Raw genomic sequence first — 13,945 nt, forward strand, 5'->3', positions numbered from 1 at the left:
ACTTTTGCTTGACAAACCTCTCGGCAGTAATTATAATGTTAATGTTGCATTGAAGAGGTGAAAATATGAACCTTGATTTATCAAAAGTTATTAATGGCCTTCAGAATCAACTGGAATTCAGTTTCGATTATCAAATTAGCGATGCCTATTTGAAGTCGATCAAGGGAGTAGATGCGTCGGTTTTCAAAATCGTTGGAGAAGTTCGACGAATTGATGATCGATATGACTTAACCCTCTCTTATTCTGGCAATATGGTTTTCGAATGTGACAGATGTTTGTCCAAGGTAACTTTGGATGTAGAAAATTCTGTAGAAAGACTGCTGGTGGATTCGGAAGAAGATCAAGACGAGATTCCCCTGAAATCCACGATTTTGGATTTGGTACCAATTTTGGAAGAAGATATTACATTAAATCTGCCTGTGCAGATTTTGTGTCATCCTACTTGTAAAGGCATTTGTCCAAATTGTGGTGCAGATCTGAATAAAGAGACATGTACGTGCAGCGAATCGAAAATTGACCCAAGACTTGAGGCGCTGAAGAATTTATTCACTTAGATTAAGGAGGTGTTAAGATATGGCAGTACCTAAGCGTAAGATTAGTAAAGCGAGAAGAGATAAAAGAAGAGCGAGCAATGTTAAAATGACTGCTCCGAACATTATCGAATGTCCAAAGTGTAAGGCGCCAACTGTATCACACAGAGAGTGTGGTGAGTGTGGTTACTATCACTCAAGAGATTCAAAACAAAAAGAAGCTTAAGAGTTTCTATTTAAAGGCAATGGCTCAGCTATTGCCTTTTTTGTTTTTTTTGCGTATGATTGAAGTAACTTTAATAAGAGGTGGATTCATGAAAATTGGTTTAGATGTAATGGGTGGCGACAATGCGCCAATGGAAACTGTAAAGGGTGCTGTTGAAGCACTTGAAATCATGGAAGGTACGATGGTTCTTTATGGGGATTCAAATGTCGTTGAAAAAGAACTGTTAAAGTATAAAGTGGACTTAAATCGAATTGAACTGGTTCATACTTCAGAAGTTATTATGAATGAGGACAAGCCGGTTAAAGCAATTAAAGAAAAATCGGATGCGTCTATGGTTGTAGGACTTAAAGCCCTTCGAAAAGGAGAAATAGATGCTTTTGTTTCTGCAGGCAATACGGGTGCGCTACTTGCTGGAGGGTTGTTCAAAGTTGGTCGAATTAAAGGCATAGACAGACCAGCGATATGTTCAGTTTATCCAACAATGGTGGGAACTTCTGTGCTGGTAGATGCAGGTGCAAACGCAGAGTGTAAAGTTCGAAATTTAGTAGAATTTGCGCAGATGGGAAGCGTTTATGCTGAAAAAATACTGGGTATTTCAAACCCAAAAGTTGGTCTGGCCAATATTGGTGCAGAAGAAACAAAAGGGACGCCTCTATACATTGAAACACATAGTCAACTTAAAAATGAGGCTTTAAATTTTGTTGGAAATGTGGAAGGCAGGGATATTCCCAGTGGTTGTGTGGATGTAATTGTAGCCGATGGGTTTACTGGAAATATTATATTGAAGTTGACTGAAGGTGTCGCAATTCAATTGGTTAAGGGCCTTAAAACTGAAATTATGAAAAATACCATTGGCAAAATAGGTGGTCTTTTACTTAAAGGGAATTTAGGTGCTTTTAAGAAGCGGCTTGATTATACTGAGTATGGTGGCGCACCTCTACTTGGAATCAATGGATTAATTGTGAAAGCACATGGCTCTTCTAATTCTAAGGCTTTTAAGAATGCCATTAAATATGCGGCAATAGGTGTTGAACAGGATCTGGTAGGTGGTATTCGCGAGAAGTTGCAAGTAAATCCTGAAGAAGACGTTTAAGACCTGTATTTACAGGTCTTAATTTTTGCAACTGGTAATTGTTTTTTAAGGTATAAAATTATAAAATATAGAGTGCAAGGTTGTTTAAATATGTTATTACAGATTGAAATGATATATTTAAAGATCCTTACAGGTTAAGGAGGTGAGTACGATGGACAAAATTGAACAGGTATTGGGGTATTCTTTTAAGGATAAGTCTTATTTGAAATGGGCTTTAACGCATAGCTCTTATGCCAACGAGCACAAAAAAAGTGACATGAAAAACAATGAGCGTCTAGAATTTTTGGGTGATTCTGTTTTGGGCTTGATTATAAGTGAGTATCTGTACACCCACTATCTGAAACAGGAAGAAGGTCAACTTACAAAGATGCGTGCAAAAATTGTGTGTGAAGCATCTTTGGGAGAGGCGGCTAGAAACTTAGGGCTTGGCGAGGTTATGTTGTTTGGTAGAGGCGAGGAACTTACAGGAGGGCGTGATAGGACCAGTATCTTATCAGATGCGTTTGAAGCCATTGTAGCAGCATTGTATTTAGATGGCGGTATAGAAGCCGCTCAAGTTTTTGTCCTGAGAGAATTAAGAGAAACAATTGAAAGTGCAGCTGTCGGGAAACTGTTTATGGACTATAAGACCAAACTCCAAGAAGTGATTCAAGTAAAAAAAGGAAATCGTATTCGGTATGAAATTTTTAAAGAGGAAGGACCTGACCACGCAAAATTATTTTATACACATGTGATATTAAATGACGATGTTATTGGAACTGGATCAGGGCGAAGCAAAAAAGAGTCGGAACAGGAAGCGGCCAAGGAAGGATTGAAAAGGTTGGGAAAAAATGGGCGTTAAACAGTCAATTGTATCCATTTTCATATCGCATTATGGGTGTGGACATGCTTGCATTTTTTGTAACCAAAGAAAAATTACAGGTGTTGTTGAAATTCCAAAGGCAAATGCGTTGAAGGTTGAAATTGATCAGCAGTTGGAAACCATTAAGTCTGACATCATTGAAATTGCATTTTTCGGCGGTAGTTTTACCGGTATTCCTGTAAAACAACAAATTGAATATCTGGAAATTGCACGCGACTATAAGGTGCGTGGGAAATGTCACCGAATCCGGTTGTCTACACGACCGGATTATATTTCGCCCGAGATTGTCGAGCGATTGATGCAGTATCAAGTTGATTTGGTAGAACTAGGCTGTCAATCCTTTTCGAATGCTGTTTTGGCTGCGTCAAAAAGAGGCCATGATAAAAATGCAATTTATACTGCAATTGATATTTTGAAGCGCTACGACATAGACTTTGGAATTCAACTGATGGCAGGTCTTCCAGGGGATACAAAAACGATATTTATGCGTTCGGTAGAAGCCGCAATTGGGCTTAAGCCACATACAGTGCGTTTGTATCCTGCTTTGGTGATTAAAGATACTGAAATGGAAGCCTTGTATTTAAATGGACTTTATCAACCGATAAACCTTGAAACTGCAATTGATTGGTGTGCTTCTGCCTTAAGAAAATTCAGGCGTCAGGGGATCAATGTTATTCGTATTGGCCTCCAAAATACGGACCTGATTGAACTTGGGGCTGATGTAGTGGCCGGTCCATTCCACCCTGCTTTTGGCGCTTTGGTGTACTCAAAAATTTTTAGAGATGCAATTGTAAAAGTTTTGACAGAATCATCGAATTTGATTGTTTGGGTTCATCCAAGTCAGATGTCATATGTAAATGGCCAGGGAAAATGTAATCTCCCCTTTTATCGTGACGTATTTAACACGTATAAGATTCAAATTTTACAAGATAAAAATATACCAAAAGACCATTTGAAGATCGACACCGGTTGCGAGATCAGATGGACTTATGTTATGGATGAATAGAGGTGTTTCATTGTATTTAAAACGCATAGAGATGAGAGGTTTTAAATCTTTCGCAGATAAAACTGTTATAGAATTTAAGCAAGGCGTCACTTGTGTCGTGGGTCCTAATGGAAGTGGCAAGAGTAATATAACAGATGCAGTCCGATGGGTTTTGGGGGAACAGCGTGTCAAGACGCTGAGAGGCTCAAAAATGGAAGATGTTATATTTAATGGAACCAAGCACCGAAAGTCTTTGGGGTTGGCTGAAGTTAAACTTGTTTTTGACAATTCCGAACAGTTTTTCCCATTGGAATACGAAGAGATTTCAGTTACAAGAAGGGTGCATCGGTCTGGAGAAAGTGAGTATCATATTAATCAAATGCCATGTAGACTTAAAGACATTCGAGAACTCTTTATGGACACTGGAATTGGACGAGAAGGCTATTCAATTATTGGACAGGGCAGAATTGATGAAGTCTTGAGTAACAATAAAGATGAACGGCGTATGTTGTTTGAGGAAGCTGCTGGCATTGTTAAATATAAACATAGAAAACTTGAAACAGAGAAAAAACTGAAAAATACAAGTGAAAACTTACTGAGGATACAAGATATACTTTCCGAGATAGAAGATCGAGTTGCACCTTTAAAGGCTGAAAGTGAACGTGCAAAGCAATATTTAGAATTGTCGGAAGCTGTTCGGAGTATTGAATTAAAAGCATTTGCTGAAAAATATGACTCTTGTGAACAGTCCATTTTAGCTTTGATAAATCAAAAAAATGAGGCAGATGACTTTTTAAAAGGGCTCGCTGAAAAAAAGGATATGCTTTCAAATCGTTACACTGAAAAGGATCAAATGCTTTATACACTAAATCAAAAAATTCGAGCCTATGAAGAACAGTTGCATGACACTTCCAATAGAGAAAGTAGAACTCTGGGAGAAAAGCAATTAATTGAAGAGAAAATCATAAATTTTGAAGCAAATATTAAGCGTTTGTATGAAGAAATTGGTGAAATAGAGAAGGACCAAGAAGAAAATTTAAAAGAACGAGATGCGGTAACTCATAGTTTGGAACACATTTCACTGGAAAAAAAGCGTTTAGAAAATGAAATGGCTGAAATTTCTGCAGAGAAAGAATCCCTTCAGTTTGCACTTTCAAGTTTAAAAACACAAAATGACAATGAGCGTCAAGAAGCTTTTGAAATTTTAAATAAGATAGAAATTTTAACGCGCGAAATAGAGACACTGGCGCATTTTAAAAAACAGATTCAAAGTCGTATCACAGAAAGCAGTTTGGAACTTGAAAAATTGCAAAAACAAGTGACTGATTCTAATGATTCTCATAGTTCCAATCAAGAGCAATTGGATCAAATTCAGCATGCGATTGACCATTTAAATCAAGAACTTTCAGAAAAACTAAAAAGTTTGAAGTATTATAAAGAAACATATGATGCAAAAAATCAAATTCTGGAAAACCAATCCTTAAACCAGTCTAAAATTCAAACGGAAAAGCAACTTTTAGAGACGATGGAAGAAGAATTTGAAGGTTACGATAAAGGCGTTCGTGAAATCCTTACAAAATTGCCCAACCAAGATGGGATTCATGGAATTGTTGCAACTTTAATTGAGGTCCCTGAACGCTATGAAACAGCAGTTGAAATTGCTTTAGGACGTGCGATACAGAATATCGTTTGTGAAGAGGTTTCAGATGCAAAAAGATCAATTGACTTTTTAAGAAAGCATAATATTGGACGGGTTACTTTTTTGCCTCTTGAAAATTTATCAGAGAGAGAGCCCAATCGTGATGCGCCAGAATCTGTTCGTAAAATGCCGGGCTATATTGGTTTAGGATGTGACCTTGTAAAAGTGGATGCCCTTTATAGGCCAATGGTTGAACACTTGCTTGGGAGAGTCATTTTTGTGGATACTTTTGAACACGCATCTGATATGCTTAAAGTAAAAAAAATGAAGTTTAAATTGATTACTTTAAAGGGCGATGTTCTTGTGCCTGGCGGACATATTACGGGAGGTGCCTTCAAGTCTAGGGCCCACAACATGTTAGGCCGTAAACGGCGGATATCTGAACTTTCAAAAATGCTTGAACAATTGGCGCTTGATATTGATCACATCAAAAAGGATCAAAATCAGCTGGTCATACTTAAAACTGAAGATGAAGTGCGGGTAAAAGCCATTAGAGAACAATTGGATGCGTTAAGGATGGATGGGTTGAAAATTCAAAACCAAATTGACAACCAAAATCAATGGCGGCAGTCAGTTGAGGCTCAGATACTTAAGGTTAAGCGTGATATAGAATCCCTTGAGGATGAAGTAATTGATTCAGATGCACAGACTTCAGAGAAACAAAAACAAATAATTGAGCTTGAAAATCGTTCTAAAGCCCTTGAGACAACATTGGTTGAAGAAAATCAAACTATTGAAACACAGGAAGGATCACTTCAAAAGCTGCTTGATAAATTGACCAAATATAAAATTGATCTAGCGTCAATAGATCAAAATATGGCTTTTAAAATCAGAGAAAGAGCTCGAGTGGAAGACGACCTTAAAACAATTGTTCAAAAGTTGACTTTGAGAAATTCTCAACGCTCAACCTACGAAGACAGTAAAGGGGCTATGGCCAATCAAGTGGTTAAAATAGTCGAAACAATTGAATCTATCCAGCGAGAAAGTCATAAAATCAAATCAGATATTGACCTTTTAATTCAGGAAAAGAAGGCGTGTTCTGCTCGTGTAACTGAATTAACACGTGAACTGACTGCGGTGTCAAGTGAGCAAGATGATGTTAAAGATAAGTTGCACAAAATTGATGTACGCATGGCAAAATTGGAAGTGGAAAAAGATGTTGTTGTATCCGAACTTTGGGATAAGTATGAAATGTCTATCGCAGAAGCAATGCAGGTTGAACACAACCATCCGGCATCAGAAGTAAAGCAACTAAAGCAGGCACTGAAATTGTTGGGAACAGTTAATCTCAATGCAATTAAAGAATATGAAGAAGTTTCTGAAAGATATGAATTTTTAACAGAACAACGGGCGGACCTAACAGAAGCGATTCAACAGTTGGAGAAAATTATTCGGGATTTGGACCGTAAAATGATACAGCTTTTCAAAACAAATTTTGAATGGATTGCCACGCATTTCAAGGATACTTTTTCTGCGCTTTTTAACGGCGGGATGGCAGAACTTGTTTTGACGGATTACGATGACTTGTTGAATTGTGACATTGAAATTATTGCACAGCCACCTGGTAAAAAACTTCAAAGTATAAATTTGTTGTCAGGTGGAGAAAAAGCTTTGACTGCTATTGCACTTTTGTTTGCAATTCTTAAAACAAAGCCATCTCCTTTCTGTATTTTAGATGAGATTGAAGCTGCGCTGGATGATGTAAATGTGTATAGGTTTGCAGCTTTTATTGGAGAGTATGCAAGACAATCTCAATTTGTAGTTATTACGCATAGAAAAGGCACTATGGAAATTGCAGACACCTTATATGGGGTGACAATGGAAGAGTATGGCATCTCGAAAGTTTTATCTGTACGCTTAGAAGATGTTGAAGAAAAGTTTATGTAGGAGGTTATATGGCACTGTCATTATTTTCAAAATTAAAAGAGGGGTTAGATAAGACCCGCAAAGGCATAACCGATAAAATTGATGACTTGTTTAATAGTTATGGTGAAATTGACGATAAGCTGTTTGATGAATTGGAAGAGATTTTAATTACTGCTGATGTTGGAATGCAAACAACAATGACTTTAATTGACCTTTTAAAAGCAGAACTTAAAGTTCGTAAAGTTAAAGATGTACATGAGGTTAAGACTGTTTTTAAAGATGTTGTGGAAAAAATGCTGACTGAAAAGGACAATAAACCCTTTTCAATTGAAAAAACCCCTACAATAATAATGGTAATTGGGGTTAACGGTGTTGGAAAGACAACATCTATTGGTAAAATTGCTCAGAAGTTGAAAGATGATGGGAACCGGGTTATGATTGCTGCTGGAGATACTTTTAGAGCTGCTGCAATCGAGCAACTAAAGGTATGGGGCGACCGCACGGGTGTTCCTGTTGTTCATCAAAGTGAAGGCTCAGATCCTGCTGCTGTTGTTTTTGATGCGATTCAATCTGCAAAAGCGCGGAAGGTAGATGTGCTGATTTGTGATACTGCAGGAAGATTGCACAATAAAGTGAATTTAATGAATGAACTTGCAAAGGTATTTCGAGTTATTGAAAGGGAATATCCAGAAGCTGAAAAGGAAGTTCTTCTGGTTTTGGATGCGACTACAGGACAAAATGCGATTCAGCAAGCAAAAGTTTTTAATGAAGCTGCTCAAATAACGGGTATCGTGCTTACCAAATTAGACGGAACGGCTAAAGGTGGTGTGGTATTGGCCATTGATTCAGAACTGGATATTCCAGTAAAACTCATTGGTGTGGGTGAAAAAGTAGAAGATTTACAACTTTTTGATGCCCATGATTTTGTGGAAGCTTTATTCAATTAGATATGTAAAGTAAAAATGCTTGACACAGTTGCTAATTTGTTTTATAATTTGTGAGGTAATCATGTTTGAAAAAAAATTAAGACTCGATGCACTATATGATTTTTATGGAAAAATGTTGACGGAAAAACAGAATGAAATTATGCAATACTATTGTATAATGGATTATTCACTCGGCGAGATTTCAGAACTTTTGGGCATCAGTCGTCAAGCTGTTCATGACACGATTAAACGCACGGAAAAAATTTTAGAGAATTACGAAGAGCACTTGTCTCTATATAGAAGATTTTCTGAAAAGCAGGAACGATTTGAACAATTAAATGCACTTGTTGAAGCTTATGAAAAAGATTTTGACAAAAAAATTTTTGAAAGCATAAAGACATTGATAAAACTTGAAATAGATTAGGGAACATTAATGGAGGTTGCCGGTGGTATTTGAAAGTTTAGCCGAAAAGCTTCAAGGGGCATTTAGCCAACTTCGAGGTAAGGGTAAATTATCTGAAAAAGACGTAAAAGTGGCCATGCGAGAAGTTAAACTTGCACTTCTCGAAGCAGACGTTAATTTTAAAGTTGTTAAAGATTTTATTAATAAAGTTACGGAGCGTGCTATTGGCGAATCCGTACTACAAAGTTTAACACCTGGTCAACAAGTTATCAAAATTGTTAATGAAGAGTTGACAGCTTTGATGGGGACTGAACAGGTTAAAATTGAATTTGCATCATCGCCACCAACCATTTTGATGATGGCAGGATTGCAAGGTGCTGGTAAAACCACAACGTGTGGTAAACTGGGACATATTTTGAAAAAAAATGGCAAGAGACCATTACTTGTTGCTTGTGATATTTATAGACCTGCAGCAATTAAACAATTGCAAGTTGTAGGTGAAAAGGTAGATGTTCCTGTTTTTACTATGGGAGACCAAGTGAGCCCAGTCGAAATTGCCAAAAGTGCTGTGGCACATGCAATAAAGTACAACAACGATGTTGTGATTTTAGATACAGCAGGTAGATTGCATATTGATGAAGCTTTGATGGAAGAATTAAAGAAAATCAAAGAGGCTGTCAACCCCAAAGAAATATTACTTGTTTTAGATGCCATGACTGGTCAAGATGCGGTTAATGTCGCAGAACATTTTAACAGTCAATTGGAAATTAATGGTGTTATCCTGTCGAAACTTGATGGTGATACAAGAGGTGGTGCAGCACTTTCTGTACGTGCAGTTACGGGTAAACCGATTAAATATGCTTGTGTTGGTGAAAAACTGACAGATATTGAAGAATTTTTTCCAGACCGAATGGCATCTAGAATTCTTGGGATGGGTGATGTATTATCTCTTATTGAGAAAGCCCAAGAAAATTTCGACGAAGAAAAAGCAAAAAAACTTGAAAATAAAATGAAGACAATGACATTTGATCTAGAAGATTTTTTAGATCAATTGGAACAACTACAAAACATGGGCCCTATTGGTGATTTACTTGGCATGATGCCGGGAATGAACAACAAAGCATTAAAAGGCTTAGAAGTAAATGATAAAGATTTGGCCCGTACAAAAGCAATTATCCAGTCTATGACCCTTTTGGAAAGAAAAGATCCAGATATTATCAATGCCAGTCGGAAAAGACGTATTGCTTCAGGAAGTGGTGTTCATGTTTCAGAGGTCAATCGTCTGCTCAAACAGTTTGAACAATCTAAAAAAATGATGAAACAGTTTGGTCAAATGGATAAAAAAATGAAAAAAGGTAAGGGATTAAAGTTTCCTTTCTTTTAATAAATTGAAAAATCACTAAGGAGGTGAAAAAATGGCAGTTAAAATCAGAATGACAAGAATGGGTTCTAAGAAAAAACCTTTCTATAGAGTTGTAGTTGCAGATTCAAGATCACCAAGAGATGGTCGTTTTATCGAGCAAATTGGTTACTATAACCCAGTTGGAGAAGGTGAGCAAGTAAAACTTGATGTTGAAAAAGCTAACAAATGGCTCGCTAATGGCGCACAACCTACAGACACTGTAAAAGCGCTTTTTAAGAAACACGGCGTTTATGAAACCAAGTAACAATCAGACAGAGGTGATACAATGAGCGAATTGGTAAGAGTTATTGCAGCTTCGCTGGTAGATAATCCTGAAAGTGTTGAAGTAAGAGAAGTTGAAGGCTCTCAATCAATTATTATTGAGTTGAAAGTCGCATCTGAAGACATGGGTAAGGTAATCGGCAAACAAGGGCGAATTGCGAAGGCAATTCGAACTGTGGTTAAAGCTGCGGCGACTAAAGAAAATAAACGTGTCGTTGTGGAAATTATTCAGTAATTGAACTGTAGAGCTATTTCATAGGTTTTACCCTGAAATAGCTTTTTTCTTATTAAGGTATTGGGAGTATGCTGTGGCACAAATGTTTAATATTGGAAAAATTGTAAATACACATGGCGTCAAAGGAGAAGTTAAAATTTATCCTTATACAGACGATGTGACCAAATTTGAAAAGTATTCAAGTTTGATTGTTGGAGAGCGCCGTATAGAGGTTGTTTCCGTTCGCATTCATAAAAATATGGCACTTGTTAAATTTAAGGGATATGAGTCGATTGATTCTGTTCATGAACTTATAAACCAAAGCGTTTATATTCCCCGCGAAATGGCTGATGATGACGGTGAGGGTCACTATATTGTAGATTTAATTGGGTGCATTATTTTGGATGAATATGGAAAAGAACTTGGCGTTTTGAAGGATGTTCTTCAAAACACAGCTCAAGACTTATATGAAATTAAGCGGAAGGACTCAATGCAGGTTTTTTATGTCCCTGTTGTGGATGAATTTGTAAAATCCATCGATATCAATGCAAGAAAGATTGTGATTCATTTGATTGAAGGGATGCTAGAATGAAGTTCAGAATCCTAACACTATTTCCAGAAATGTTTGATGGGTTTTTGAGTACAAGCATTATTGGAAGAGCAGTGGCACAAAACCATATTAAAATTGAATGCGACAATATTAGAGAGTATTCAGAAAATCGCCATAAAAAGGTAGATGATGCGCCTTTTGGAGGCGGTGCTGGAATGGTGATGATGGTGCAGCCGTTAAAAGATGCTTTGCAGGCTAAACCCATAGCACCTAAAGGAAAAGTCATATATATGTCACCGCTCGGCAGCCGTTTGACACATGATAAAGTGGTTGATTTATCCCAATATGATGAACTTGTGATTGTATGTGGTCATTATGAGGGGATAGATCAGCGGTTCATTGATCGATATGTGGATGAAGAAATTTCAATTGGAGATTTTGTTTTAACAGGTGGTGAGCTTGCTGCAATGGTTTTGGTTGATAGTGTGAGCCGGATGGTAACGCATGTTCTTAGCAACGATGATTCTGCAAGTGATGAGTCGTTTGCCAATGGTCTGTTGGAATATCCCCAATACACACGTCCAGCATCTTACGATGGTGATGTGGTTCCCGATGTTTTAATTTCTGGAAATCATGCTAAAATTGAAAAATGGCGTTTAGACCAGTCATTGGCACTTACAAAATTACGAAGACCAGACCTTTATGAAGCCTATATGCAAAAAAAGGTTGATAAGAAATTGTGAAAATGGTATAATACCTATGTTTGAATTACGGATGTTCCTCTGTCGCAGAGGCGTTAATGAACATCTTTGAGGGAAGGAGGTAGTACGATGAATCAGAACATCATTAAGACTATCGAAAATGAACAGTTGAAGTCAGACATTACACCGTTTAATGTTGGTGATACTGTAAAAGTTCACTTGCGCGTAAAAGAGGGCAAGAGAGAAAGAATTCAGATTTTTGAAGGTGTAGTGCTTAAAAAGCAAAACGGTGGTATTGCAGAAACTTTCACAGTAAGAAAAATTTCTTACGGTGTTGGTGTTGAAAAGACTTTACCGCTTCATTCACCAAAAATCGAAAAGATCGAAGTGGTTAGAGAAGGTCGCGTAAGAAGAGCCAGATTAAATTACTTGAGATCACGTGTGGGTAAATCCGCAAAAGTAAAAGAAAAGAAAAAGTACTAATTCAAGTAGAAAGGGACTTCAAAGTCCCTTTTTATTTGTTTTTGAAACGTATGAACTGTGTTAGAATGGTATAAAAAGGAGAAAATCGTGAGTATAAATTGGTACCCTGGGCACATGAAAAAAACAAGGGATCTTATTGAAGCAAATTTAAAGTTGGTGGATATCGTGGTTGAACTTTTAGATGCTCGGATTCCCATTAGCAGTAAGAATCCCCAATTTGAAAATTTAATTGGTGGTAAAAAAAGAGTCGTGGCACTTAATAAGCACGATTTATCTGACCCTGTGGTTACACGTAAGTGGGTAACCTACTATAAGGAAAAGGGGATTGATGCAATACCCATTAATTCATTAAACGGTCAAGGTATTTCAGAGTTGCTTGGTCATGTGAAATTAGCTTCTGCTGAAGTTGCTGAAAAGATGAAAAGACAGGGCCGAAAATTAAGACCAATCCGGCTCATGATTATTGGAATCCCTAATGTCGGGAAGTCGTCTTTAATTAATCGCTTGGCGGGGAAAAATGCCGCAAAAGCAGGGAATAAACCTGGTGTTACAAAAGGCAAGCAGTGGATTCGGATTAATAAAGACCTTGAATTGTTTGACACACCTGGAATACTTTGGCCAAAAATTGAAGAAGATATGATGGGGATTAAGTTAGCGTGTTCTGGGGCGATTAAAGATGAAATCCTAAATATTGAAGACATTGCTTTTCACCTTATTCGCATATTGAGTGATAAATATCCTGAAGCTATAAAGCATCGATACCAATTGGAACAAGTTGAAGATCCTGTTGAAATAATGGAAGCAATTGGCCGAAAAAGAGGCTGCCTCGTTAAAGGTAATCAAGTGGACTTGGAAAAAGCCAGTCGATTAATAGTAGACGAATTTAGAAAAGGGATTATTGGTACCATTTCGTTGGAATCTCCCGAGGATTCTGGTAAAGGATTAGAAGAATGATAATTGAAGGGAAGACGATATCGCAACTTAAAAAAATTGCCAATTCAATTGAAGACTCTGAAATTCCGTCGTTTTGTGCAAGCTTAAAATCTGATGGTAGAAAAGGGGCCGTTTTACTGGCTGAATCTCTTGAAAGAAAAATCGTTAAAATTCAGGCGCTATCAGAAAAACTTAATTTTATGAAACGCTATGAGCTTGCTGCGGAAGATAAGGGGTTTAAACATATAGCAGGATTGGATGAAGCAGGCAGAGGGCCCCTAGTTGGACCAGTTGTTGCTGCTGCTGTTGTGCTTGATATGCGTCATGACTGGACTGGGATTGACGATTCAAAGAAACTCTCTGAAAGCAAACGCCTTTACTTTTATGATAAGATAATTCACAATTCTTTAGCATATGGTATTGGCATAGCCACGCATACAGAGATTGATGAGATTAACATTTTAAATGCAACAAAACTGGCCATGAAGCGGGCGCTAAAAAGTGTAGAGGCAGATTACTTATTAATTGATGCAGTTAGATTAGCCGATATACCTATAGAACAGGAATCAATTGTAAAAGGAGATGCAAACAGTATCAGCATTGCGGCTGCATCGATTTTGGCAAAAGTTTCTCGGGATGCGATGATGACAGAGCTCCATAAATTATATCCCCAATATGGATTTGATGAGAACAAAGGGTATGGAACACCAAAGCACTATGCTGCTATTAATGAATATGGCGTAATTGATGCCCATAGAAGAAGTTTTTTAAAAGGATTTTTTTAAGAGGA

At 37.4% G+C, this 13,945-nt stretch carries 16 protein-coding genes; all 16 read left to right on the plus strand.

Going from position 1 to position 13,945, the window contains the following annotated elements; genetic code table 11:
* The first annotated feature begins 65 nt into the window (after positions 1-65).
* The 16 genes from JOC49_RS00315 to JOC49_RS00390 all read left to right on the plus strand — a co-directional run bounded on the left by JOC49_RS00315 (position 66) and on the right by JOC49_RS00390 (position 13,940).
* The gene (locus JOC49_RS00315) at positions 66-554 is read left to right on the plus strand and encodes a YceD family protein (protein ID WP_204661075.1); all 489 of its coding nucleotides are present in this window, start codon (positions 66-68) and stop codon (positions 552-554) included.
* Between the two features lie 19 nt (positions 555-573).
* Entirely contained in the window at positions 574-756 is a 183-nt protein-coding gene (gene rpmF / locus JOC49_RS00320; RefSeq protein WP_204661076.1) for a 50S ribosomal protein L32, read from the plus strand.
* Between the two features lie 88 nt (positions 757-844).
* Positions 845-1,849 (plus strand): phosphate acyltransferase PlsX, encoded by a 1,005-nt coding sequence (plsX, locus tag JOC49_RS00325; protein ID WP_204661078.1) that lies wholly within the window; start codon positions 845-847, stop codon positions 1,847-1,849.
* Between the two features lie 151 nt (positions 1,850-2,000).
* Positions 2,001-2,690 carry a ribonuclease III gene (gene rnc, locus JOC49_RS00330; RefSeq protein WP_204661080.1) on the plus strand — a complete coding sequence of 230 codons (690 nt, stop codon included), beginning with the start codon at positions 2,001-2,003 and terminating at the stop codon, positions 2,688-2,690.
* The gene (locus JOC49_RS00335; RefSeq protein WP_204661082.1) at positions 2,680-3,717 is read left to right on the plus strand and encodes an elongator complex protein 3; all 1,038 of its coding nucleotides are present in this window, start codon (positions 2,680-2,682) and stop codon (positions 3,715-3,717) included. Before rnc ends, JOC49_RS00335 begins: the two co-directional genes overlap by 11 nt.
* Positions 3,701-7,282: a chromosome segregation protein SMC gene (gene smc / locus JOC49_RS00340; protein WP_204661084.1), complete on the plus strand. Its 3,582-nt coding sequence runs from the start codon at positions 3,701-3,703 to the stop codon at positions 7,280-7,282. The genes JOC49_RS00335 and smc overlap by 17 nt, the downstream gene beginning before the upstream one ends.
* 8 nt (positions 7,283-7,290) lie before the next feature.
* Positions 7,291-8,208 (plus strand): signal recognition particle-docking protein FtsY, encoded by a 918-nt coding sequence (gene ftsY / locus JOC49_RS00345; protein WP_243423522.1) that lies wholly within the window; start codon positions 7,291-7,293, stop codon positions 8,206-8,208.
* A 61-nt stretch (positions 8,209-8,269) separates the two neighbouring features.
* Entirely contained in the window at positions 8,270-8,611 is a 342-nt protein-coding gene (ylxM, locus tag JOC49_RS00350; RefSeq protein WP_207754668.1) for a YlxM family DNA-binding protein, read from the plus strand.
* Between the two features lie 22 nt (positions 8,612-8,633).
* Positions 8,634-9,974 (plus strand): signal recognition particle protein, encoded by a 1,341-nt coding sequence (ffh, locus tag JOC49_RS00355; RefSeq protein WP_204661085.1) that lies wholly within the window; start codon positions 8,634-8,636, stop codon positions 9,972-9,974.
* A 31-nt stretch (positions 9,975-10,005) separates the two neighbouring features.
* Positions 10,006-10,257: a 30S ribosomal protein S16 gene (gene rpsP / locus JOC49_RS00360; RefSeq protein WP_204661086.1), complete on the plus strand. Its 252-nt coding sequence runs from the start codon at positions 10,006-10,008 to the stop codon at positions 10,255-10,257.
* A gap of 21 nt (positions 10,258-10,278) precedes the next feature.
* Positions 10,279-10,509: a KH domain-containing protein gene (locus JOC49_RS00365; protein ID WP_204661087.1), complete on the plus strand. Its 231-nt coding sequence runs from the start codon at positions 10,279-10,281 to the stop codon at positions 10,507-10,509.
* Between the two features lie 82 nt (positions 10,510-10,591).
* Entirely contained in the window at positions 10,592-11,080 is a 489-nt protein-coding gene (gene rimM, locus JOC49_RS00370) for a ribosome maturation factor RimM (protein ID WP_243423531.1), read from the plus strand.
* The gene (trmD, locus tag JOC49_RS00375; protein ID WP_204661089.1) at positions 11,077-11,781 is read left to right on the plus strand and encodes a tRNA (guanosine(37)-N1)-methyltransferase TrmD; all 705 of its coding nucleotides are present in this window, start codon (positions 11,077-11,079) and stop codon (positions 11,779-11,781) included. The genes rimM and trmD overlap by 4 nt, the downstream gene beginning before the upstream one ends.
* An 87-nt stretch (positions 11,782-11,868) precedes the next feature.
* On the plus strand, positions 11,869-12,222 hold the full coding sequence (rplS, locus tag JOC49_RS00380; protein ID WP_204661090.1) for a 50S ribosomal protein L19: 354 nt from the start codon (positions 11,869-11,871) through the stop codon (positions 12,220-12,222).
* Positions 12,223-12,309: 87 nt separating this feature from the next.
* Positions 12,310-13,176: a ribosome biogenesis GTPase YlqF gene (gene ylqF, locus JOC49_RS00385; protein ID WP_204661092.1), complete on the plus strand. Its 867-nt coding sequence runs from the start codon at positions 12,310-12,312 to the stop codon at positions 13,174-13,176.
* Positions 13,173-13,940, plus strand: a complete 768-nt coding sequence (locus JOC49_RS00390) for a ribonuclease HII (protein ID WP_207754670.1) — start codon at positions 13,173-13,175, stop codon at positions 13,938-13,940. The genes ylqF and JOC49_RS00390 overlap by 4 nt, the downstream gene beginning before the upstream one ends.
* Positions 13,941-13,945: the final 5 nt, after the last annotated feature.

This window comes from Fusibacter tunisiensis (assembly GCF_016908355.1).
In the GTDB taxonomy this organism is placed as follows: Bacteria; Bacillota; Clostridia; order Peptostreptococcales; family Acidaminobacteraceae; genus Fusibacter_D; species Fusibacter_D tunisiensis.

What these genes read in the sequence shown, in the direction of transcription:
- JOC49_RS00315 (WP_204661075.1), top strand. Translation starts at nt 66, where the DNA reads ATGAACCTTGATTTATCAAAAGTTATTAATGGCCTTCAGAATCAACTG.
- rpmF (WP_204661076.1), top strand. Translation starts at nt 574, where the DNA reads ATGGCAGTACCTAAGCGTAAGATTAGTAAAGCGAGAAGAGATAAAAGA.
- plsX (WP_204661078.1), top strand. Translation starts at nt 845, where the DNA reads ATGAAAATTGGTTTAGATGTAATGGGTGGCGACAATGCGCCAATGGAA.
- rnc (WP_204661080.1), top strand. Translation starts at nt 2,001, where the DNA reads ATGGACAAAATTGAACAGGTATTGGGGTATTCTTTTAAGGATAAGTCT.
- JOC49_RS00335 (WP_204661082.1), top strand. Translation starts at nt 2,680, where the DNA reads ATGGGCGTTAAACAGTCAATTGTATCCATTTTCATATCGCATTATGGG.
- smc (WP_204661084.1), top strand. Translation starts at nt 3,701, where the DNA reads ATGTTATGGATGAATAGAGGTGTTTCATTGTATTTAAAACGCATAGAG.
- ftsY (WP_243423522.1), top strand. Translation starts at nt 7,291, where the DNA reads ATGGCACTGTCATTATTTTCAAAATTAAAAGAGGGGTTAGATAAGACC.
- ylxM (WP_207754668.1), top strand. Translation starts at nt 8,270, where the DNA reads ATGTTTGAAAAAAAATTAAGACTCGATGCACTATATGATTTTTATGGA.
- rpsP (WP_204661086.1), top strand. Translation starts at nt 10,006, where the DNA reads ATGGCAGTTAAAATCAGAATGACAAGAATGGGTTCTAAGAAAAAACCT.
- JOC49_RS00365 (WP_204661087.1), top strand. Translation starts at nt 10,279, where the DNA reads ATGAGCGAATTGGTAAGAGTTATTGCAGCTTCGCTGGTAGATAATCCT.
- rimM (WP_243423531.1), top strand. Translation starts at nt 10,592, where the DNA reads ATGTTTAATATTGGAAAAATTGTAAATACACATGGCGTCAAAGGAGAA.
- trmD (WP_204661089.1), top strand. Translation starts at nt 11,077, where the DNA reads ATGAAGTTCAGAATCCTAACACTATTTCCAGAAATGTTTGATGGGTTT.
- rplS (WP_204661090.1), top strand. Translation starts at nt 11,869, where the DNA reads ATGAATCAGAACATCATTAAGACTATCGAAAATGAACAGTTGAAGTCA.
- JOC49_RS00390 (WP_207754670.1), top strand. Translation starts at nt 13,173, where the DNA reads ATGATAATTGAAGGGAAGACGATATCGCAACTTAAAAAAATTGCCAAT.